Below are 18,553 nucleotides of genomic sequence, written 5' to 3' on the forward strand. Positions count from 1 at the left end.
TTTGATTTAATTTTAAATCAAATGCTTTGAAGTTGTCACATTGAAAATTTAGTTCGAACTCATTACAATTTATTTTTATTGAACGATCAATTAATAAAAATATGCCTAAAGTTGGATACGAACCCATACGTCGTCAACAGCTGATTGACGCGACATTAAACTCAGTTGCAGAGCTCGGATTAAAAGCGACAACCATTAATACCATTAGTAAACGTGCTGGATTGTCCTCGGGCATTATCAGTCACTACTTTGGCAGTAAGAATGGGTTAATTGAAGCGACCGTGCGCTACTTGCTCACCAGTTTAAAATCCAGCCTAATCTCAAAAATCGACAATAATGTAAGTCAGCAGCAACGCCTAATGTTAATCGTCGAAGCAAATTTCTCCGTTGTACAAAAGCAGGCTCATGTCACCAAAACCTGGCTGAGTTTTTGGGCAGAATCAATGCATGACGAACAATTACACCGCTTGCAAACGGTTAACGCAAAGCGTTTGTACAGCAATTTACTTTATTCGTTCAAAACGTTATTGCCATATGAACAAGCATTACAAGCTGCAACCCTCAGCGCAGCGATGATCGACGGCCTTTGGTTACGTGCCGTATTAACCAAAGCAAACGAAGCCGAATTTAGCAATGCAGAATTGCTTGCTAAAAACTACGTTAACTCTCTTATTCCCGTGTGTCAGGATTAATTATGTCTCTTCCTAAATTGCTCAATTTTATTCATGGCGAACTGCTTGAAAACAAATCAGGTCAGTCGTTTGATGTTATCAATCCCGCTACAAACGAGGTTATTTACCAAACTGAAATCGCAGACGATTTTATTAAAGAGCAAGCCATTGAAAGTGCCAAACAGGGTTTTGCAACTTGGTCAGCATTGAGCGCTGTTGAACGCAGCCGAATTTTATTAAAAGCAGTTGCCCTGTTACGTGAGCGCAACGACGATTTGGCAAAAATTGAAGTACTGGATACAGGTAAGCCAATTCAAGAAGCCGATTGTGTGGATATTGAAACGGGTGCCGATGTGATTGAATATTTTGCAGGCCTTGCACCAACACAACTAGGTTCGCAGCAAACGGTTGGTAATGACTTCTTTTACACGCGAAAAGAACCTTTAGGCATTTGCGCGGGTATTGGCGCGTGGAACTATCCACTGCAAATTGCCTGCTGGAAATCGGGCCCAGCACTTGCAGCAGGTAACGTTTTACTTTTCAAACCATCTGAAGAAACTCCTCGCGGTGCGGTTGAACTTGCCAAAATATTTATTGAAGCTGGCATGCCAGCAGGTGTATTCAATGTGGTACACGGCGCAGGCGATGTCGGTCAATGGTTAACAACACACTCAGATATTGAAAAAGTCTCGTTCACTGGCGAAGTCGGCACAGGCCAAAAAGTGATGCAAAGTGCAGCCAGTAACTTAAAAGAAGTGACCATGGAACTGGGCGGTAAATCGCCGCTAATCGTGTTCGATGATGCCGAAATCAGCGAAGCGGTAAGCGCTGCAATGCTTGGTAACTTTTATACCCAAGGTGAAGTGTGTACAAACTGTACCCGTGTTTATGTTCAAAGAAATGTTTATGATGAGTTTATCGAAGAGTTAAAAAAACGAACCGAGAATAACATTGTAATGGGCGACCCACTCGATCCAAATGTTAATTTAGGCGCGCTAATTTCGAAAAAACATTTAGCCTTAGTTTTAAACTACATCGAGCTTGGTAAAGAGCAAGGTGCCACAGTTTTAACTGGGGGTTATCAGGCAACGCCAGATTCTGCACCTAACGGTAACTTCGTTGCGCCGACTATTTTTGTTGATTGCAATGACGACATGACCATAGTCAAAGAAGAAATTTTTGGCCCAGTAATGTGTGTACTGCCATTTGACGATGAAGACGACGTGATTAAACGCGCAAATAACACAGAACTTGGTTTAGCCGCTGGCGTCTTTAGTCAAAACATCAAACGCGCTCACCGTGTGATTCATCAATTAAATGCCGGTATTTGTTGGATAAATAGCTATGGCAATTCGCCTGCTGAAATGCCCGTAGGCGGATACAAGCGCTCAGGCATCGGCCGTGAAAACGGTGTTGAAACACTAAATAGCTACACCCAAACCAAATCAATTTATGTTGGCATGAGCCAAATTGAAAGCCCATTTTAGCGAGTAATTTTATGCAGTACGATTATATTATTGTCGGCGCAGGCTCAGCTGGGTGTGTGCTCGCCAACCGGTTGTCTGAAAATCCTGATCACTCGGTACTTTTATTGGAAACCGGTGGTTCGGATAAAAGTATTTTTATTCAAATGCCAACGGCGTTATCAATTCCAATGAATGGTGATAAATACGCATGGCAATTTCATACTGAAAAAGAGCCTTACCTTAATAATCGCAGTATGCACTGCCCGCGCGGCAAGGTATTAGGCGGTTCTTCGTCAATTAATGGCATGGTGTACGTACGTGGTCATGCAAAAGATTTTGACGAATGGGCCGAACACGGCGCCGAAAATTGGGATTACCAAGCGTGTTTACCTTACTTTAAAAAAGCCGAAAGCTGGTATTTAGGTGAAGATAATTATCGCGGCGGCAATGGTGAACTTGGCGTTAATAACGGAAATGAAATGGCTAACCCTTTGTACCGCGCGTTTATAGAAGCGGGTAAACAAGCAGGGTATGACCATACTCACGACTACAACGGTGAAAACCAAGAAGGTTTTGGCCCAATGCATATGACCGTTAAAAACGGCATTCGCTGTTCGGCAAGTCGTGCTTATTTAGATCCAATAAAGCACCGCAAGAATTTAACCATAGTAACCAATGCACTGGTAACTAAAGTACGTTTGGAAGGCAAAAAAGCAACGGGTGTGAACTACACCATTAAAGGGAAAGCGCATCGTGCTATCGCTGATAAAGAGGTTATTTTAAGCGCCGGTCCGATTGGCTCACCCCATATTTTGCAATTATCGGGCATTGGACCACGCGACGTGCTTGAACAAGCCGGCGTAAAAGTGCAGCACGAGTTACCAGGTGTCGGTCAAAACTTACAAGATCATCTAGAGTTTTATTTTCAGTACAAATGTAAAAAGCCAATTACGTTAAATGGCAAGTTAGGGCTGATTTCAAAAGGTTTAATTGGCGCACAATGGTTGTTTGCAAAATCAGGTCTTGGAGTTACTAACCACTTTGAATCCTGTGCGTTTATTCGCTCAAAAGCGTGCGTTGAATGGCCTGATATTCAATATCATTTTTTACCTGCCGCGATTCGTTACGATGGTAAATCGGCATTTGATGGCCATGGTTTTCAGGTACATGTGGGCCATAATAAACCGAAAAGCCGTGGTGCAGTGACAATTCAATCCTCTGATCCGAGTATTGCTCCAAAGATTCAGTTTAATTACTTGCAGCACCCCGACGATATTGAAGGGTTCCGCGCTTGCGTGCGTTTAACTCGCGAGATTATCGCACAGCCTGCGTTTGATGATTACCGCGACGGTGAAATTCAACCTGGCGAACAAATTCAAACTGATGAAGAAATTGATGCCTTTGTGCGTGATGCCGTTGAAAGTGCTTATCACCCAAGTTGCTCATGCAAAATGGGTGAAGACCATATGGCGGTAGTAAATTCAAATACGCAAGTGCGTGGAATAAGCAATTTACGCGTGGTGGACTCTTCTATTTTCCCAACCATACCGAATGGCAATTTAAATGCGCCAACCATTATGGTTGCAGAAAAAGCGGCTGACATCATTTTGGCAAAGCCAGCGCTTAATTCAACTACACCGCCTGTTGGCATAAAGCCAAATTGGCAGCAGCAACAGCGCTAAAAATTGGTAGTAGCGATGAAAGCATCACAACTTTCATCGTTATTTTCAACAAATAGCAACTCGCTATTAATTATCTATGACAACAATAAATAGGAAAACTATGGACTATTTTTACTTATACTGGGAGGGTGACAATGACCTTATGGCTTAGTGCTGGCATTTTGTTCACCTTACTTTCAATCGCCTTTATTTTATATAAATGGGGCAATATGCAAGTAGTGGGTGTCACTCCTGTTAAAACATTTACCTTTATTGCAATTCTGTTTACATCTGGCCTCGACGTTGGCCTGATCATGTTCCCGCTAACCGAGTTTGCCGGTTATGCAGACATAAAAGCAAGCCCAGAATATGGCTTCACAAACCCGCTTGCGATTGAGTTTGGTTTTTGGGGATTCTTGATTTGGGGTTTCTACTTTTTGACCTGTTTTTATTTCTGTGTAATTGAGCCCAAAGTGAAATTTTTCGAGATTCCACTGGTAAAATTGGTTAACAACGTGGTGATTATCGGCACATGTGCGTTTACTGCCTTTTTGTTACTGAGCAACTTGCCTTGGTACCTACCTGCGGTGGGTGATGGTGAATCAATTGTGCCAACATTTTACTTAATTGTATTTGCTGCAATTTGTTTTGCCACTTATTCAAGTACCAGTATTCGTTATGTACGCTTTTTAAGTATTACAACAACCTGGGTCTTTATCGCGTTAATCGTTGCTATGTGGGCAGGTGCTTTTATATTTGGCGACAGTGAAATAAGTGCATACACAAAGAACCTGGCATTAATTGGCGACTATTTCACCAACATGCACCATTTTGTATTGCCGCTTAACGATTACCATGAATTCTATTTATTCTGGTGGTTTGCGTGGAGCATTATGATAGGTCAATTCACCTCTCGTTTTGTTGGTGGACTTAAAACCTACCAAGTACTCGCAGCGATGTTAATTTTCCCGTCAATTCCAATTGCTGCGTGGTTTGCCGTGCTGTATCACTACCACGATGCAGGTATTGCAACCGATGGTCTGGTGAACTTTGCCATGGTATTTGTCGGTATTGTGTTTGTGATTAATTCACTGGATTCATTGATCCGCTTATACACAGATAACCTTAACCTAACCGTCGCCCGTTTAGGTAAGCGCAATTATCTGCTACTAAATATTATTGCACTTTCACTTTTAACACTATTATTTAAACTGAACTTTCTACAAATCCAATGGGTTGGTGCCATTGTTATTGCGATTTTCTTTGCTGGTTTTGGTTTTATTTTGGTTAATAAGTTCAAAACAGTTAAGACTATTCATAGTTCACCAAAAGAAAACGCAATTGATTTTAATAAAATAGAGACAATAAGCTAATCATATGAAAAATATAATTAAATTATCATTAATCCCGGTTGCAGTAATGACAAGCGTGGCGCATGCCGATTGGAGTACAACAGTAACAGGCGCCTCTGACTACACCTTCAACGGTGTTAGTCAAACCATGAACGACCCTGCGCTACAGGTTAGTCTCGACAAATCATTTGAGAATGGCTTTTATGCAGGTAGTTGGGCATCAAATGTAGATTTTGGTGACGACACTAACATTGAATGGGATTTTTACGCTGGTCACTATATCAGCCTAAACGATGCGTTAAGCCTTGATTATGGTATCGCGTATTACACCTACCACGGCGCGAGTTATTCAGATGAGGGAAACTACCCTGAAGCTTACGCAAAATTTGGCTATTCATCTGCCCTTGGTAATACCGAGTTTAATTTCTGGTATAGCTGGGATTACTTTGGCACAGGTGCAGGCCATACCATTGCGATGCTAGCGCATTCTTATGAAATCGCGCCAAATCATACGCTGCGCGCAAGTTTTGATGTGTCAAACTCGCTTGATGGCGATAAATGGTTATGGGATGGCGATAACTCTTCATACCATCATTATCGTCTGGCTTATCAAACAAGCTTTAAAGGGTTTAACCTAGAACTTGCGGCAGAAAACACCAACCTTGATTGGGACACCGCAGATGAGCGCTTAGTGTTCTCTGTTTCAAGAACATTTTCGCTGTAACCAACGATACTTAAAGACATAAAATAAAAAAAGGCGCACGTTGCGCCTTTTTTACCTGAATTAGGTTAACCGAGTTCTGCCAAACGGGTAATTAACTCATTGAGTGCAGCAACACTAAAACCACGATCATAAAAATACGCCACCTTGCCTTGGCGATTTAATAATACAACACGTGCATTATTTGGCTTTTCATTGCCGGTAAAAGCCTGAATACGCTCACCATCCTCATAAATTGTAATTACCCCACCCCATAACTCTTTGGGAATGCCGCGGCGCATACCTTCATCAATTTGGGTACTAAACATACGCGGAAACATACCTGCAATAGTGGGCAATTCAAAAGCAACCACATTCACTTCTTTCATATCAAGACCAATCAACCAACGGTCAATATCAAATTGCGAATCTTGTTTATAGCCAATTAAGTATACGCTCGGCTTACCACTAACATGCGCTGGTAGGCTAACTGTTTGTTTTTCTAAACTAGTGCCTGTCACACTAGGAAAAGCCTGTCCCTCGATATTTTGATTTGGATACTGAGTAGCACAGCCAGACAAGGTAAAAATAAGTAATAAGTTAAGGATTGCTTTCATAAAAGTCTCAAATTGATTTTGTTAATTCTTAGCAGAGTTCGAAACAGCTTTATACATCAAAAAAAGTAAGCGCATTATTAGTCCACTTCTTTAACAAGGGACTCTAATTTGCTCATAAATACATCTTTTAATTTGCTGTGTTCATAATCGAGGTGATAGGTATTATGAAAACCGAAGCGCAGTAATACACCATTTCCTTTCAAATAAATGGTGTAGCCGTCGATGTCAGAAAATGCGGTAATTCCTTGATAGAGTTTACCGTCTTCAAAGTCTTCGCCTTTTTGATAGATAAGGTCGAACACTTTTAATAATAGCTTGGCGTCTAGCTCGTTCTTCATAATTAAGTATTCCCTGATTTCTCATATCGATACTTAATTATAGTGAGCAAGCACGCGTTTAGATCAGTTAGCGGAACGTATCAAGATAAAGAGCTTCAACTTTGTCTCGTGCCCACTGAGTGCGACGTAAAAATTTAAGCGACGATTTAATGGAAGGTTCATTGGCAAAGCAATTTATTTTAATCTCGCGGTAAAGACCATCCCAACCATACTCTTCAACCAATTGTGTCAAAATTTTCTCTAAGGTTAAGCCATGAAGCGGATTGTTTGGTTGGTTTTGCATTTTGTTGCCTTAATCGGGTTATTGCTCTATCTACAAAGATAAACAGCACATAAAAAAAGCCCAACCTGGGCTTTTTCAAATTATGTTAAACATTTATAGTTTAACTAAATCACCTTTTAATGTCACACCGGCCATTACAAAACCTGCGCCACATTCAAATTCAGTTTCACTGACAAACTCACGTTTTTTATAGTATGAACTGATGTTCATTACCGCATTCATACCTTCTCGGCGAGCACGATCTTGTAATGCCTTTAAAGCACTTAGCATTACCCATTGACATGCTTCTTTATCGCTTTTGTTGAACGCATTGGTTTTTTTGTTAGTTTGCACTTCGCCGTAAGTTGACTTTACTTCGCCCGCTTTCTGCTTGCCAAAAAATAGTTTAATATTTGAATCAAGCGCCTGCTCAGCTTTCGCTGTGTTTAGTAGCTCTTCAACTGAATAACGACCAATATCATCACGGGCGATTGAAGCTGATGAGGCTAAAACCAACGTCATACCAAGTATTAATTTTTTCATTTTTTCTCCCTATTATTTAAATGAATAAAACTTCCATGCAAAACCTAACCCGAACGCGACATTATCGTGTTCTCGCATCAGCGGGCTATGTTGATTTGCGCTATTTGAATAATTGTAATAACGAACGAATCCACCAGCCCATAGCCAGTTATTATCGTAAGTTAAGCCTACACTAAAAATTGAGGCAAGGTAGCCTGCTTTTGCATCATATTGTTGGCGTTCTAAGGTTTGAAACTGCTCAGCTACCTGATAAAAGTAATTGTTATAGGCATGAGAGCCAAAACGTGAACTGACTCTTGCAGTTAATTTTACATCATGCTTTTTTGTGCGATACAACTGTTTACCCGTTTCAACAATGACGCCGTAAACACTACCAATATCATCAAAATTGAAATTATCGACGGCATACGCTTTACGAATGAAGGGGGAAACATAAAAGTAATCATCAGAAAGCGGGTTACCATAACTAAAATATTCATAACTTGGCCCTATTTCTCCTACCCAGCCAAGATCATCCATGCCCTCACGTGCACGATTTTCATTACTTGCTACCGCAATCGCCCCGCCAGCACTCAGGCTTAAATAGTGTTTCGGTGCAATTTTTAAAAAAGAAGCAAACTCATTGCGTTCAACCTTGTAATGGGGCTTTTTGATATGAATATACGGTAGCGGTACAAAGTAGTTTTCATTTTGCTGCGCACCTAAATAATGCGGAATCGAAGAATAAAAACCACCAATACCTAGAGTCACTTCATCTGCAAAACTGATGGGTGACAGAAAGAAAAGAAGTAAGGCAATCCATTGCTTGAACATTATTAAGACCAGCGTTTAAAAATTAAAGAGGTATTAATACCACCAAAGGCAAAGTTATTACTCATAATATAATCAGTACTAATTTCACGGCCATTAACATCAAGGTAATCTAGTGGAGCACAGTCTGGATCAACACTGTCTAAGTTAGCAGTACCGCTAAACCAATTATCATACATCATATGAATACTGGCCCACGCTTCAATTGCGCCACAGGCACCTAACGTATGTCCAAGGTAACTTTTCAGTGAACTAATAGGCACCTCACCTAATGCGTTAAATGTTGCATGCGACTCTGCTATATCACCTCGGTCAGTGGATGTGCCATGAGCATTTACATAACCAATTTTCGATTTATCAATACCAGCTTCTGTGATTGCTTGTTCAATCGCCACTTGCATGGTTTCGCTGGTCGGTTGGGTTACATGTTGTCCATCTGAATTACAGCCAAATCCGACTATCTCAGCAATAATATTGGCACCTCGCGCCTTAGCATGTTCCAATTCTTCTAAAATGAACGTGCACGCACCTTCCCCTATAACGAGTCCATCTCTGTCTTTGTCAAATGGACGCGGCGTTTGCTTTGGCGTATCGTTTTTACAGCTGGTTGCATACAAGGTATCAAACACCGCTGCTTCAGTGACACAAAGCTCTTCTGCACCACCCGCCACCATTAATTTTTGGCGGCCAAATTTAATTGCTTCGAATGCGTAGCCAATGCCTTGCGAGCCGGAAGTACAAGCTGAACTGGTGGTAATCACCCGGCCTTTTAAACCAAAAAACACACCGACGTTAACCGGGGCAGTATGCGCCATCATTTGGATATAACTCGTTGCTGTCACACCTGTCATTTCACCCGTTTCCATCATGCGACCAAACGGGATAAGCGGTGCCGTAGAACCAATAGATGAACCAAAAGCAATGCCCGTATCACCATTTGTAAGTGATGGGTGCTCTAATAAACCAGCTTGCTCTAGGGCAAGTTCAGTAGTGCGCGTTGCCATAAGCGAAACACGCCCCATTGAACGAATTTTCTTTCGTGAATAATGGTTTGGTTTTTCAAAGTGTTTAACTGGCGCCGCAAGGTTGGTATTTAAACCATTGATAAATTCCCAATCGGGCATTGTCTCAACTGCATTAACACCTGTTTTAAGCGCCGCTTTGAATGTTTGCCAATCATCACCTAGCGCAGTGATTGCCGACATACCGGTAACAACAACACGTTTCACTAAACTAACCCACCATTAACTGAAATTACTTGGCGAGTAATGTATGCCGCATCATCTGACATTAAAAATGACACAGTACCTGCCACTTCCTTTGGCTCTGCCATACGGCGCATTGGCACCATTTTAAGAATTTCATCAACAGGTAAATCATCTACCATATCCGTTGCCACTAACCCTGGTGCTACACAATTTACAGTAATTTTGCGTTTAGCTAACTCTAGGGCAAGTGCTTTGGTAGCACCAATAAGGCCTGCTTTTGCTGCGCTATAGTTAACTTGTCCACGATTACCGGCAATACCAGATACTGACGCCATAGTGATGATACGCCCGCCTTTACGTGTTTGCACCATCGGCATTACTAACGGTTGCACCACATTGTAAAATCCATCTAAACCGGTCTCAATTACCTGATCCCATTCTTCGCCGGTCATCGCAGGGAACGCCGTATCTCGTGTCACGCCTGCGTTACATACAACGCCATAATAAGCACCATGTTGTTCAACATCGGCAAGCAAGCTACTTTTTGCTTTTTCACGATCACACACATCAAATTGACAAACCGTTACATGGCGACCAAGTGCCTCTATTTGTGCCTTTACTTCAAGTGCAGCATCTATCCCATTGCGACAATGCAATGTAATATCAAAGCCATCTTCGGCTAACCTTAATGCAATGGCTTTACCGATTCCACGACTTGAGCCAGTAACTAAAACACGTTTTGTCATTGTTGTTCCTTTAAAAACTGCACAGGGTCTTCTGGCTGAAAGACATTAATTTTTGCCTCAGCAAACACCGTTTCACCCTCAAAAATGCGACATTCAAATACACTTAAGCCTGAGTCTTCTTGAAATAGCTTTTTTACCGATACTGATAAGATCTGGCCTAACTTAAATTCAGGTGAATACGTTTTATATTTGCGAGAACCAATTAGAAAGCCAATTTTGACAGGCAAATTATCGTCCAGTGCCAGCGCACCTGCGTATGCTGCGATGGATTGTGCCATATATTCAGTGCCAATGTAACTTGCAACTGTTTGAGTTTGCTCATTATAAAATGCAGATTCAGGCGTAATATCGACTTCACAAATAGCCGAATCTTGGTCATAACTTACCAAGCGCGATAATAAGATCATTGGGTCGGTATGAGGTAATACCGCCTCAATCGAATACTGTGTCATGTTGTGCTATTTTCCAAAAATTAGCGATACGTTATTGCCACCAAACGCAAACGAATTAGATAAACAGCGCGCTATTTTACCAGAAGTTTGCTTAGCTGTGAGTTTAATTGGTGCAAGTTTTTCATCTAATTCGGCAATCGGGTAATTCTCAGGCACACTATGTTTGTGGTTTAACTCACTGAGTAATAACCAACAAATGGCAGCTTCAAGTGCGCCGGCAGCACCAAGCGTATGCCCAGTGATTCCTTTAGTGGAGCTCACTTCACAATCAAAGCCAAGTGTATGAATTGCTTTTGCTTCCATTTCATCATTCTTCACCGTACCTGTGCCATGTGCATTGATGTAATCAATGTCCTTTGCCTCTAGGCCTGCATCACTAAGTGCCATTGACATACTTGCTATTGCACCACGACCTGTTGGCTCTGGCGCAGAGACATGATACGCATCGGAGCTTTCACCTGCTCCTAGCAGCTTTACAGCTGAATGCCCTTTTATGCTTTCTTTTGTCATAACAAAAAGCGCTGCCGCTTCACCAATATTGATCCCATCGCGGCTGGCATGAAATGGCTTGCAGTAATCAGCAGCTGTTGATTCAAGCGCCTTAAAACCATTCAGTGTCATTTCGCACAAACTATCTACACCACCACACAAGACAATGTCAGCAATTCCACTCTCTATAAGGCCTTTCGCACTAACAAATGCCTTACCACTTGAGCTACACGCGGTAGAAATGGTATAACACGGTCCTTTCGCACCCGTTAAGTGCGCTAAGTATTCACTGGGGGCATGTAATTCTTGCTGACTGTATTCAAACTGCGCAGGGTATTGTCCTGTTTGTGAAAATGTTTTGTAAGCACGTTCACCTTCACTGATGGCGCTTGTACTCGTACCTAGGACAATGGCAATACGTTCATTGGCAATAGATTTAGCCAATTGCTGAAATGTCGATGCTATTTGTTGATAGGCTGATAACAATAATTGATTATTGCGTGTATTAAAGTATTTCTCTGAAATTTCTGGTAATTCAGCATTAACAGCACCTACAAAAAAAACTGTGCCATCATTCCCTGCTTTAGCAAATTGTGACATCACCTCTTGCTGTGACAGATGCTCATCACCTAATGCTGTCATCACACTCTGTTTACTATTTCCTAGGCTACAGATCAGCCCTAAATCGTTTAATGCTACAGCCATGATTAATTAATCTCTTCAATAGTAATTGTGTAGTGACGACGCAAATGTGTAAGGGTGGTTTTATTATCTGCAAATGAAATTACCATCAGATGGCCCTTTTCATCAGCGACAACGCGCCTAGTCTCTTCATCCCTTAAAACAGCTCCCTCTAAACCGTTTTTAATGGATTTAATGGGCCAACTGGCAAGTTGCATATCGGCCAACATATGACTTGGGTATAGGTTTAAGCCTGGAATATGCTTCTCGAGGGTATAACTGCCGTCTTTAAATAGCGACATCGAAAAAACACTCATGCCTTGCACTGTTAGCGCAGCAATATTTAACTGTTCACCCTGTAATTCACTTTGCAATAATAAGGATTGCTGCTTATTTTCACGTGTTATGGTAATTAGCTGCAAGGGTGATTGAATTGGCCAATTACTCGGCACAGCTTGTAATTGGTAGCTTACAGACTCATCGAGTAAAACACGCTGAGGTGAGTGTACACTGCTACAACCAACAACAAGGGCCATACAAATGGCCATTAAACTTATTGATACGCTTTGCATAACTTCGCTAACACGTCTAAACGGCGCTCACTTTGCGCAACATATGGGTTGCTAGTATCCCATGCATAGCCCGCTAAAATCGAGCTAACCATTTTTCTGATCTGTGCATCCTGATCTTTGTGGAAAATAACATCTTGAAAGCGGCCATCATACCAAGCAGTTACAAATGTTTTAAAACAATCAACTCCTTGCTTAAGTGGTTTTGCATAATCATTTTCAAGGTCAACGGTTTTGCCGTCTAATAAATCGTTAAGAACAGGCGCAATTAACGTAGCAGACCGAAGGGCAATCGTAACGCCACTTGAAAATACCGGATCTAAAAACTCGCCCGCATTACCCAAAAGTGCAAAACGTTCACCATGTAAGCGCGTAACATCAGCGGAATAACCTTTAATTTGTCTTACCGGAGCAATGGTTTTAGCATTTTTAAGCAAACGTGACAGATTAGGAACTTGATTAATGTAATCAAATAAAATGGCCTCATGCTCTCGTTCAGGGCTTATTACCTTATTTGGCTCAATGACCACTCCCACACTTGCGGTGCCATCAGAAAATGGGATCAACCAATACCATATATCTGAATAATCTGGATGTACGGTGATTAAAATCTTGTCGCGATCAAAGTGTTGATCGTCAATATTGTCTTCAACATGCGTAAAATAAGAGCTGCGTACAGGAAATTTTGACGGTTTTTCTAAATCGAGTAATCGCGGTAACACGCGCCCAAAACCGCTAGCATCTAAAACGAATTTTGCCTCAACAGTGTATGTTTCACCAGCCTCATCAACCACCACTAAACGCATAAAATCTGGATGTTCTGCTACTTCAATTACTGTATGTTGGTAGCGAATGGTAACGCCTTGTTCGGCTGCACCATCGGCAAGCAACTTATCAAAATCAGCACGTTTTACCTGATATGTCGTACCTGGTCCGCTGGTAAATTTGTCGGTGAAGTCAAAGAAGGTATGCTCACCTGATTTTTCAAATGCAGCGCCATTTTTAAATTGAAAACCAAGTGCATGGGCATTTTCATCTAAACGCTCAGCTAAACCTGCTTCGGCTAAATAAGCCATACACTGAGGCAATAAACTTTCCCCGATTGAGAAACGTGGAAACGTATCACGCTCAAGTACAACAACTTGTTTTCCTTGTTTATTTAAAAGACTACTTGCAAGGGCACCGGAAGGACCTGCGCCAATTACAATTACGTCAACTTTTTCAACCTTCATTTCCTTTCCTTGACAATACAGGGAGCTAAAACATACAGACTTATCAACCCTATCACTAAGGTTAAACCAAAACTAAATACGGCTGGTGTTTTACTAAATATTAAAATGCCAAACACCAAACATGATGAACACAATGATAAACTGATTGCTTGTAAGTTACTTTGACATAAGCCCTTACTGCGATAAAAAATCAAATAATCGATTGCGAGCGCTAGAATTAAAATTGTCGCAAGGTAATTAAATAAATTCACCGAAGTTTGTAGCCAACTTGAGAGTAATAAAGCACACACAGTGACCGTGCAAATAATCACACCGGTGAACAATGCGGTGGCCAAATCAAATCGTAATGCCATCACAATCATTGCAACTAACACACTCAAAACCATCAGTCCCATTACTGTCGTTCGATAATGGCCTAATGCATCAGAAATTTCTTGGCGTTTATCTATTAAGTTTAAAAAACGTGAATGGGATGAGAGTAACTGTGCAAGCGTCTGTTCCGATAATAAATCTGTGCTAAACCATAATACGCTCGCATCATCAGTTTGCGTAATCTGATGCACTTGCAACAATGGCGAAAGCACTGAGCGCTCAAATGCACTGACAGTTAAAGGTGAATATTCGCGAAGGCCAACATTAATACCTAATGTGTCACTGACTTCTGTGTAATGCCCTGCTGTGACTTTATTCGTGAGTGTTTTATAAGTCGCCTGCTGTTGCGCTAGGGATGGCAGATAGTTAGCTAAGCTGTTTACTTGAATTGTTTCGTCCGTGTCTTTTAGCCAAGCAATGACGGCTTCTTGTTTTTCTAACGCATCTTGTATTGAGCTGCCAACTATTAAAAAGTGATGCTTATTACTTTGGCCAAATAATGTTAGATTTAGCGCTTCATTACGTTGTAGTTCGTCACTTGAACTACTTAATAATGCAACGTCATCTTGATGAGTAATCGGTTTGACAACAAAGCCAACGCTGAGAACGAATACCGCTGAGGCAAGTATTTGAAGCTTGAAACGATTAATGAAAACAAGGCTATTTTGCCAAATAATACGCGGTATTGTCACGTTTAACACAAGGTATTTTTGACAATACAGCGCAAAGATAAGTGCACCTAATAAGCCAAAAATCATAAACACAGCGACTTGTTGTAATAATACCATTGGCGCAAAACTATAAAGCGCATATCCTGCCGCGGTTGTCATGAAGCCAAGTATTAAACTACTGGTAATGGACTCTTTATCAGCGCAAAGCACATGAAATAAATAATCAATTGCTACGCCTATTAAGGTGATCGAAAAAACCAAACCAATCAACTCAACACTCTCAAATGTGATGACAAGTGCCGTAATTCCCCACAAACAAGCATTAAAAATGGTGGCAAACATTAAGCCTATTACAGTTAAGTTGCGAAAAAATAAAACAACCAACAATGCCACTGAAACAAGACTGAATAAACCAAAGGTAGAGATTTCATGCTCAGCTTGCTCTGCATTTTCACTGCCATGAAACGCAAAGCCTGAATAATAGATTGGGCTGTTATATTCAGTTTCTATCTTTTCAATTTCACTTTTGATGCTTTGCGTTAGTTGGATACTTTGCGAAAAGTCCGCTGCATTTAGATTTTGCACAAAACGTACAAAATAAAACGATGATTGTTTGTCAGTCTCTAAGCTTTGTAAAAAGGGAGCTGGATTTAAAGTCGTTTTATATATGCCATCTTCTTGTTGCAATGCACCCGTTTTCGCAACACCGTTAAGAAAACTTGCTAGCGCTAAAGTAGGATCCTTCTCAAGAGAGTTTGCGCTTAATGTGCTATCAGGTTTGGTCAGCTCAGCCAAGGTATAATTTAAGAGTCCATTTGGTTGAGATAAGTGGCTCGGGTAGTTACTCGCCATCAAACTTCCCGGATAATTTGTATAAAAGTTTACAACATCACTCAATGCAATATCTGGTGGCGCAACATACGATAATAATGGATTGGCTTTTAGTACATTTGTAAGCGCCACAATGGCAGATTTATTGTCGCTACTAAAAACAAGCTGGTCTGAAGAACGTTGTTGTAGCGTGTTTTTTGCATTTTGTAGAATCGGTGAATCAATTTCAGCACGGTTTGGCACTACCGCTAAAATATCACTGCTAAAATCAGTATAGCCTTGCGCTAGGCGCAAACCAGTAGTTACTAGACAAGCCACTGCAATTAACACAAATGCCAATGCATAGCTATAACGAAGTGTATTGTGATTAGCGTGTCGGACCATAACTTAATTTTATCTCAGTGATATGCCCTGCGGTTTCACGCAAAATAATGTCTGAAACGGTACCCTTCCCGCACAAAGTAACGCTGCTAAACACTTGGTTTAACGGTGCTTTGGCTGTTAAATCAATGCAACTATCATCACCACTTTGAACCATTAAAAAGTCTGACAGTAATTCAGGGTCTTGCAGTAGTAACGCTTTAAGTAGTGGTATATATCGATCTGCATTATTTAGTTTACTGATATTACCAAGGTGGTCTTCGCTATGAACGCCGCTTTTGTCCATCCTTATGGTCGATATAACAGGTACAGTTTGTTGCCATTTAAAACCAGTTGCATTGGCACTAAACACACCTTTAGAGACTATTTTATTTTTAAGTATTTTAATTTTCTTGTGCTGCTCAAATTCACCTGATACTTCCGATTGTTTTACCAAAGAAAGCCTTTCAAATGCATCTGCCATGGCATTTTCTGCCAGAACCGGCAATGTTATAAAACTTACAAGAAGAAGTAATAGATTACGCATTAATTACCTTTGCTAGTTTTTCGATAAGTGCAGGTGGACTAACATACTGCATCTCACCATCACTAATGCTTACCGCGACTTGAATAGAATAACCTTTCGTCAACTTTGCCCCGGTGTCTTTACACGTGATGATATAATCAATTTTCAAGCGGTTTTCATATTCTTTCAAATAGGCTGACACCACTATTGTTTGACGAAAACGCGCTGGTTTTATGTATTTACAGCGCATATCAATGATCGGCCACATAAAACCCGACTCAGCCATCTCATCATAATCGTAATCAAACTCACGCAACAGTGCGCATCGTGCAACTTCAAAATAACGTGCATAATTGCCATGCCACACCACCTGCATTGGATCGCAATCATGAAATGGCACATCAATCTCAACGTGTTTTGTCAAAATCGCATTACGATTATTCATATAATTTCCACTTTTGCTGTTGGATCGCATCAACAGTGTCACGTAAGGTGCGCTCTAGCGGGCGATCTTCATCAAGATTTGGAAAATAGCCTGTGATATCGTGATACATTTCCAATAAACCATGAGCCAAGCTATCGAGCGCTAGCTCATCACGTTCTTGACGAATGCGCAACGCTTGAATCGCTGCAAGCAGTGTACTCGCAAGTACTTGCTCTGTGAGTTGGATAACACGCAGTGCATCACGTGCTGCTATGGTACCCATACTGACTTTATCTTGATTATGACATTCTGTAGAGCGTGAAAATACACTCGCAGGCATGGTAAGTTTTAATGCTTCTGCAGTATAGGCTGATGCACCAATTTGCACGGCTTTAAATCCATGGTTGATATATTGACGCTGAGGATCACCGTTTGACAAATTACTGGGCAACCCATTGTTAAATTTACTATCAACTAGTGATGCAATTTGACGGTCTGCTAAATCAGCCAAGTTGGCAACCGCCGTTTTAAGGGTATCCATCGCCATTGCGATATGCCCACCATAAAAATGCCCACCATGCAGAACATGCTCACCAATGCCATCGATTATGGGATTATCGTTAGCTGAATTAAGTTCATTTTCGATTAATTGTCTTAACCAAGGCAGTGTATCGGCCAACACACCAATAATATGCGGTGCACAACGGATTGAATATCGATCTTGTAAGCGGTCTGCATTACGCGGATGAGTGTGATAATTCAAATCATCACGGATCCATGCCGCAACTTGTTGCTGACCAGCATGGGGTTTTACTGAGAATAAAATATCGTCAAAATGATGAGAGTTACCCATCAAGCCTAAACTGCTCAGTGATGTTAAGCGCGTAGCAAGTTTCACAAGGTACTCTGCGCGACTAAACGCCAAACATGCAAGCGCAGTCATAACAGCTGTACCATTCATAATTGCAAGGCCCTCTTTAGGCCTTAACGTAAGCGGCGATAAGTTAAGTGATTTCATCACTTCACCACTATTTGCCACTTCCCCTTTAAAATACACATCACGTTCACCTACTAAGGCACCCGCAACGTATGAAAGTGGGGTTAAATCGCCACTTGCTCCCACTGAGCCTTCTTGCGGAATGACAGGTACCACATCATGATTTAAATATTCTTTTAAGAGCGACAACATGTCCCAGCTAACACCTGAGTAACCTTGGGCAAGCGAGTTTAAGCGTGTTGCAAGAATTGCACGGCCTTGTTCTTTTGAGAAAACATCCCCTAAACCACATCCGTGAAAGCGCGTTAAGTGAAGTGGCAGTTCATTAACCAATGGCAGAGGTACTGCACGTGTTACTGAATCACCATAACCTGTAGTAACACCATAAATAACACCATCTTCTGCAAGCAGCTTATCTAAAAAAGCAACACCTGCGTCAATGCGCTGAGTAAAGTCAGTATCATTCGACAGCGTCGCATCAGAATGTCCTTTTGCTATCGCAACAATATCCTCTATTGAAAGCGGTCCTTGGCCAAACACAAGTGACCTTTTTTGCTGTTGATTAATCACTTCTT

Annotated in this window: 20 protein-coding genes; 5 read left to right on the forward strand and 15 right to left on the reverse strand. The window is 41.2% G+C overall.

Annotated elements, in window-relative coordinates; all coding sequences use genetic code 11:
- Positions 1-101: 101 nt before the first annotated feature.
- From betI to OM33_RS19495, 5 genes are all read left to right on the forward strand, one after another.
- Complete coding sequence (gene betI / locus OM33_RS19475; protein ID WP_040136057.1) at positions 102-692, forward strand: transcriptional regulator BetI; 591 nt, start codon at positions 102-104, stop codon at positions 690-692.
- Between the two features lie 2 nt (positions 693-694).
- Positions 695-2,158 carry a betaine-aldehyde dehydrogenase gene (betB, locus tag OM33_RS19480; RefSeq protein WP_040136059.1) on the forward strand — a complete coding sequence of 488 codons (1,464 nt, stop codon included), beginning with the start codon at positions 695-697 and terminating at the stop codon, positions 2,156-2,158.
- 11 nt (positions 2,159-2,169) lie between these two features.
- On the forward strand, positions 2,170-3,819 hold the full coding sequence (gene betA, locus OM33_RS19485) for a choline dehydrogenase (RefSeq protein ID WP_040136061.1): 1,650 nt from the start codon (positions 2,170-2,172) through the stop codon (positions 3,817-3,819).
- A gap of 134 nt (positions 3,820-3,953) precedes the next feature.
- Positions 3,954-5,171 (forward strand): choline transporter, encoded by a 1,218-nt coding sequence (locus OM33_RS19490; RefSeq protein ID WP_040136063.1) that lies wholly within the window; start codon positions 3,954-3,956, stop codon positions 5,169-5,171.
- Between the two features lie 4 nt (positions 5,172-5,175).
- Positions 5,176-5,874: a TorF family putative porin gene (locus tag OM33_RS19495; protein ID WP_040136065.1), complete on the forward strand. Its 699-nt coding sequence runs from the start codon at positions 5,176-5,178 to the stop codon at positions 5,872-5,874.
- Positions 5,875-5,939: 65 nt separating this feature from the next.
- Here the strand turns inward: OM33_RS19495 and OM33_RS19500 are convergent, their stop codons facing one another.
- The 15 genes from OM33_RS19500 to OM33_RS19570 all read right to left on the reverse strand — a co-directional run bounded on the left by OM33_RS19500 (position 5,940) and on the right by OM33_RS19570 (position 18,548).
- Positions 5,940-6,467, reverse strand: coding sequence for a hypothetical protein (locus tag OM33_RS19500; protein ID WP_040136067.1), 528 nt, complete (start codon positions 6,465-6,467; stop codon positions 5,940-5,942).
- A 77-nt stretch (positions 6,468-6,544) separates the two neighbouring features.
- Entirely contained in the window at positions 6,545-6,805 is a 261-nt protein-coding gene (locus OM33_RS19505) for a DUF3081 family protein (RefSeq protein WP_040136068.1), read from the reverse strand.
- 67 nt (positions 6,806-6,872) lie between these two features.
- A complete protein-coding gene (locus OM33_RS19510) occupies positions 6,873-7,088 on the reverse strand; it encodes a VF530 family protein (protein ID WP_040136070.1) in 216 nt (71 codons plus the stop codon).
- Positions 7,089-7,181: 93 nt separating this feature from the next.
- A complete protein-coding gene (locus OM33_RS19515) occupies positions 7,182-7,610 on the reverse strand; it encodes a hypothetical protein (protein WP_040136072.1) in 429 nt (142 codons plus the stop codon).
- A gap of 12 nt (positions 7,611-7,622) precedes the next feature.
- Positions 7,623-8,423 (reverse strand): MipA/OmpV family protein, encoded by an 801-nt coding sequence (locus OM33_RS19520; protein ID WP_040136074.1) that lies wholly within the window; start codon positions 8,421-8,423, stop codon positions 7,623-7,625.
- A 2-nt stretch (positions 8,424-8,425) separates the two neighbouring features.
- On the reverse strand, positions 8,426-9,649 hold the full coding sequence (locus OM33_RS19525; protein WP_040136075.1) for a beta-ketoacyl-ACP synthase: 1,224 nt from the start codon (positions 9,647-9,649) through the stop codon (positions 8,426-8,428).
- Positions 9,649-10,374, reverse strand: a complete 726-nt coding sequence (gene fabG, locus OM33_RS19530) for a 3-oxoacyl-ACP reductase FabG (protein WP_040136077.1) — start codon at positions 10,372-10,374, stop codon at positions 9,649-9,651. Before fabG ends, OM33_RS19525 begins: the two co-directional genes overlap by 1 nt.
- Positions 10,371-10,826: an ApeP family dehydratase gene (locus OM33_RS19535; RefSeq protein ID WP_040136079.1), complete on the reverse strand. Its 456-nt coding sequence runs from the start codon at positions 10,824-10,826 to the stop codon at positions 10,371-10,373. The genes fabG and OM33_RS19535 overlap by 4 nt, the downstream gene beginning before the upstream one ends.
- A gap of 6 nt (positions 10,827-10,832) precedes the next feature.
- Positions 10,833-12,020, reverse strand: a complete 1,188-nt coding sequence (locus OM33_RS19540) for a beta-ketoacyl-ACP synthase (RefSeq protein ID WP_040136081.1) — start codon at positions 12,018-12,020, stop codon at positions 10,833-10,835.
- A 2-nt stretch (positions 12,021-12,022) separates the two neighbouring features.
- A complete protein-coding gene (locus tag OM33_RS19545; protein ID WP_040136083.1) occupies positions 12,023-12,568 on the reverse strand; it encodes a DUF3261 domain-containing protein in 546 nt (181 codons plus the stop codon).
- On the reverse strand, positions 12,550-13,797 hold the full coding sequence (locus tag OM33_RS19550; RefSeq protein WP_040136086.1) for an NAD(P)/FAD-dependent oxidoreductase: 1,248 nt from the start codon (positions 13,795-13,797) through the stop codon (positions 12,550-12,552). The genes OM33_RS19545 and OM33_RS19550 overlap by 19 nt, the downstream gene beginning before the upstream one ends.
- Entirely contained in the window at positions 13,794-16,055 is a 2,262-nt protein-coding gene (locus OM33_RS19555) for an MMPL family transporter (RefSeq protein WP_040136088.1), read from the reverse strand. The genes OM33_RS19550 and OM33_RS19555 overlap by 4 nt, the downstream gene beginning before the upstream one ends.
- Positions 16,039-16,578: an outer membrane lipoprotein carrier protein LolA gene (locus OM33_RS19560; RefSeq protein WP_040136090.1), complete on the reverse strand. Its 540-nt coding sequence runs from the start codon at positions 16,576-16,578 to the stop codon at positions 16,039-16,041. Before OM33_RS19560 ends, OM33_RS19555 begins: the two co-directional genes overlap by 17 nt.
- Positions 16,571-17,002, reverse strand: a complete 432-nt coding sequence (locus OM33_RS19565) for an acyl-CoA thioesterase (RefSeq protein WP_040136091.1) — start codon at positions 17,000-17,002, stop codon at positions 16,571-16,573. Before OM33_RS19565 ends, OM33_RS19560 begins: the two co-directional genes overlap by 8 nt.
- Positions 16,995-18,548: an HAL/PAL/TAL family ammonia-lyase gene (locus tag OM33_RS19570; protein ID WP_040136093.1), complete on the reverse strand. Its 1,554-nt coding sequence runs from the start codon at positions 18,546-18,548 to the stop codon at positions 16,995-16,997. Before OM33_RS19570 ends, OM33_RS19565 begins: the two co-directional genes overlap by 8 nt.
- Positions 18,549-18,553: the final 5 nt, after the last annotated feature.

Source organism: Pseudoalteromonas piratica (genome assembly GCF_000788395.1).
GTDB classification, from domain to species: Bacteria; Pseudomonadota; Gammaproteobacteria; order Enterobacterales; family Alteromonadaceae; genus Pseudoalteromonas; species Pseudoalteromonas piratica.

Bases quoted from the DNA above. Each gene is read 5' to 3' on its own strand.
- betI (WP_040136057.1), top strand. From the start codon at position 102: ATGCCTAAAGTTGGATACGAACCCATACGTCGTCAACAGCTGATTGAC.
- OM33_RS19520 (WP_040136074.1), bottom strand. From the start codon at position 8,423: ATGTTCAAGCAATGGATTGCCTTACTTCTTTTCTTTCTGTCACCCATC.
- betB (WP_040136059.1), top strand. From the start codon at position 695: ATGTCTCTTCCTAAATTGCTCAATTTTATTCATGGCGAACTGCTTGAA.
- OM33_RS19540 (WP_040136081.1), bottom strand. From the start codon at position 12,020: ATGGCTGTAGCATTAAACGATTTAGGGCTGATCTGTAGCCTAGGAAAT.
- betA (WP_040136061.1), top strand. From the start codon at position 2,170: ATGCAGTACGATTATATTATTGTCGGCGCAGGCTCAGCTGGGTGTGTG.
- OM33_RS19490 (WP_040136063.1), top strand. From the start codon at position 3,954: ATGACCTTATGGCTTAGTGCTGGCATTTTGTTCACCTTACTTTCAATC.
- OM33_RS19555 (WP_040136088.1), bottom strand. From the start codon at position 16,055: ATGGTCCGACACGCTAATCACAATACACTTCGTTATAGCTATGCATTG.
- OM33_RS19535 (WP_040136079.1), bottom strand. From the start codon at position 10,826: ATGACACAGTATTCGATTGAGGCGGTATTACCTCATACCGACCCAATG.
- OM33_RS19560 (WP_040136090.1), bottom strand. From the start codon at position 16,578: ATGCGTAATCTATTACTTCTTCTTGTAAGTTTTATAACATTGCCGGTT.
- OM33_RS19565 (WP_040136091.1), bottom strand. From the start codon at position 17,002: ATGAATAATCGTAATGCGATTTTGACAAAACACGTTGAGATTGATGTG.
- OM33_RS19515 (WP_040136072.1), bottom strand. From the start codon at position 7,610: ATGAAAAAATTAATACTTGGTATGACGTTGGTTTTAGCCTCATCAGCT.
- OM33_RS19510 (WP_040136070.1), bottom strand. From the start codon at position 7,088: ATGCAAAACCAACCAAACAATCCGCTTCATGGCTTAACCTTAGAGAAA.
- OM33_RS19545 (WP_040136083.1), bottom strand. From the start codon at position 12,568: ATGCAAAGCGTATCAATAAGTTTAATGGCCATTTGTATGGCCCTTGTT.
- OM33_RS19495 (WP_040136065.1), top strand. From the start codon at position 5,176: ATGAAAAATATAATTAAATTATCATTAATCCCGGTTGCAGTAATGACA.
- fabG (WP_040136077.1), bottom strand. From the start codon at position 10,374: ATGACAAAACGTGTTTTAGTTACTGGCTCAAGTCGTGGAATCGGTAAA.
- OM33_RS19505 (WP_040136068.1), bottom strand. From the start codon at position 6,805: ATGAAGAACGAGCTAGACGCCAAGCTATTATTAAAAGTGTTCGACCTT.
- OM33_RS19500 (WP_040136067.1), bottom strand. From the start codon at position 6,467: ATGAAAGCAATCCTTAACTTATTACTTATTTTTACCTTGTCTGGCTGT.
- OM33_RS19550 (WP_040136086.1), bottom strand. From the start codon at position 13,797: ATGAAGGTTGAAAAAGTTGACGTAATTGTAATTGGCGCAGGTCCTTCC.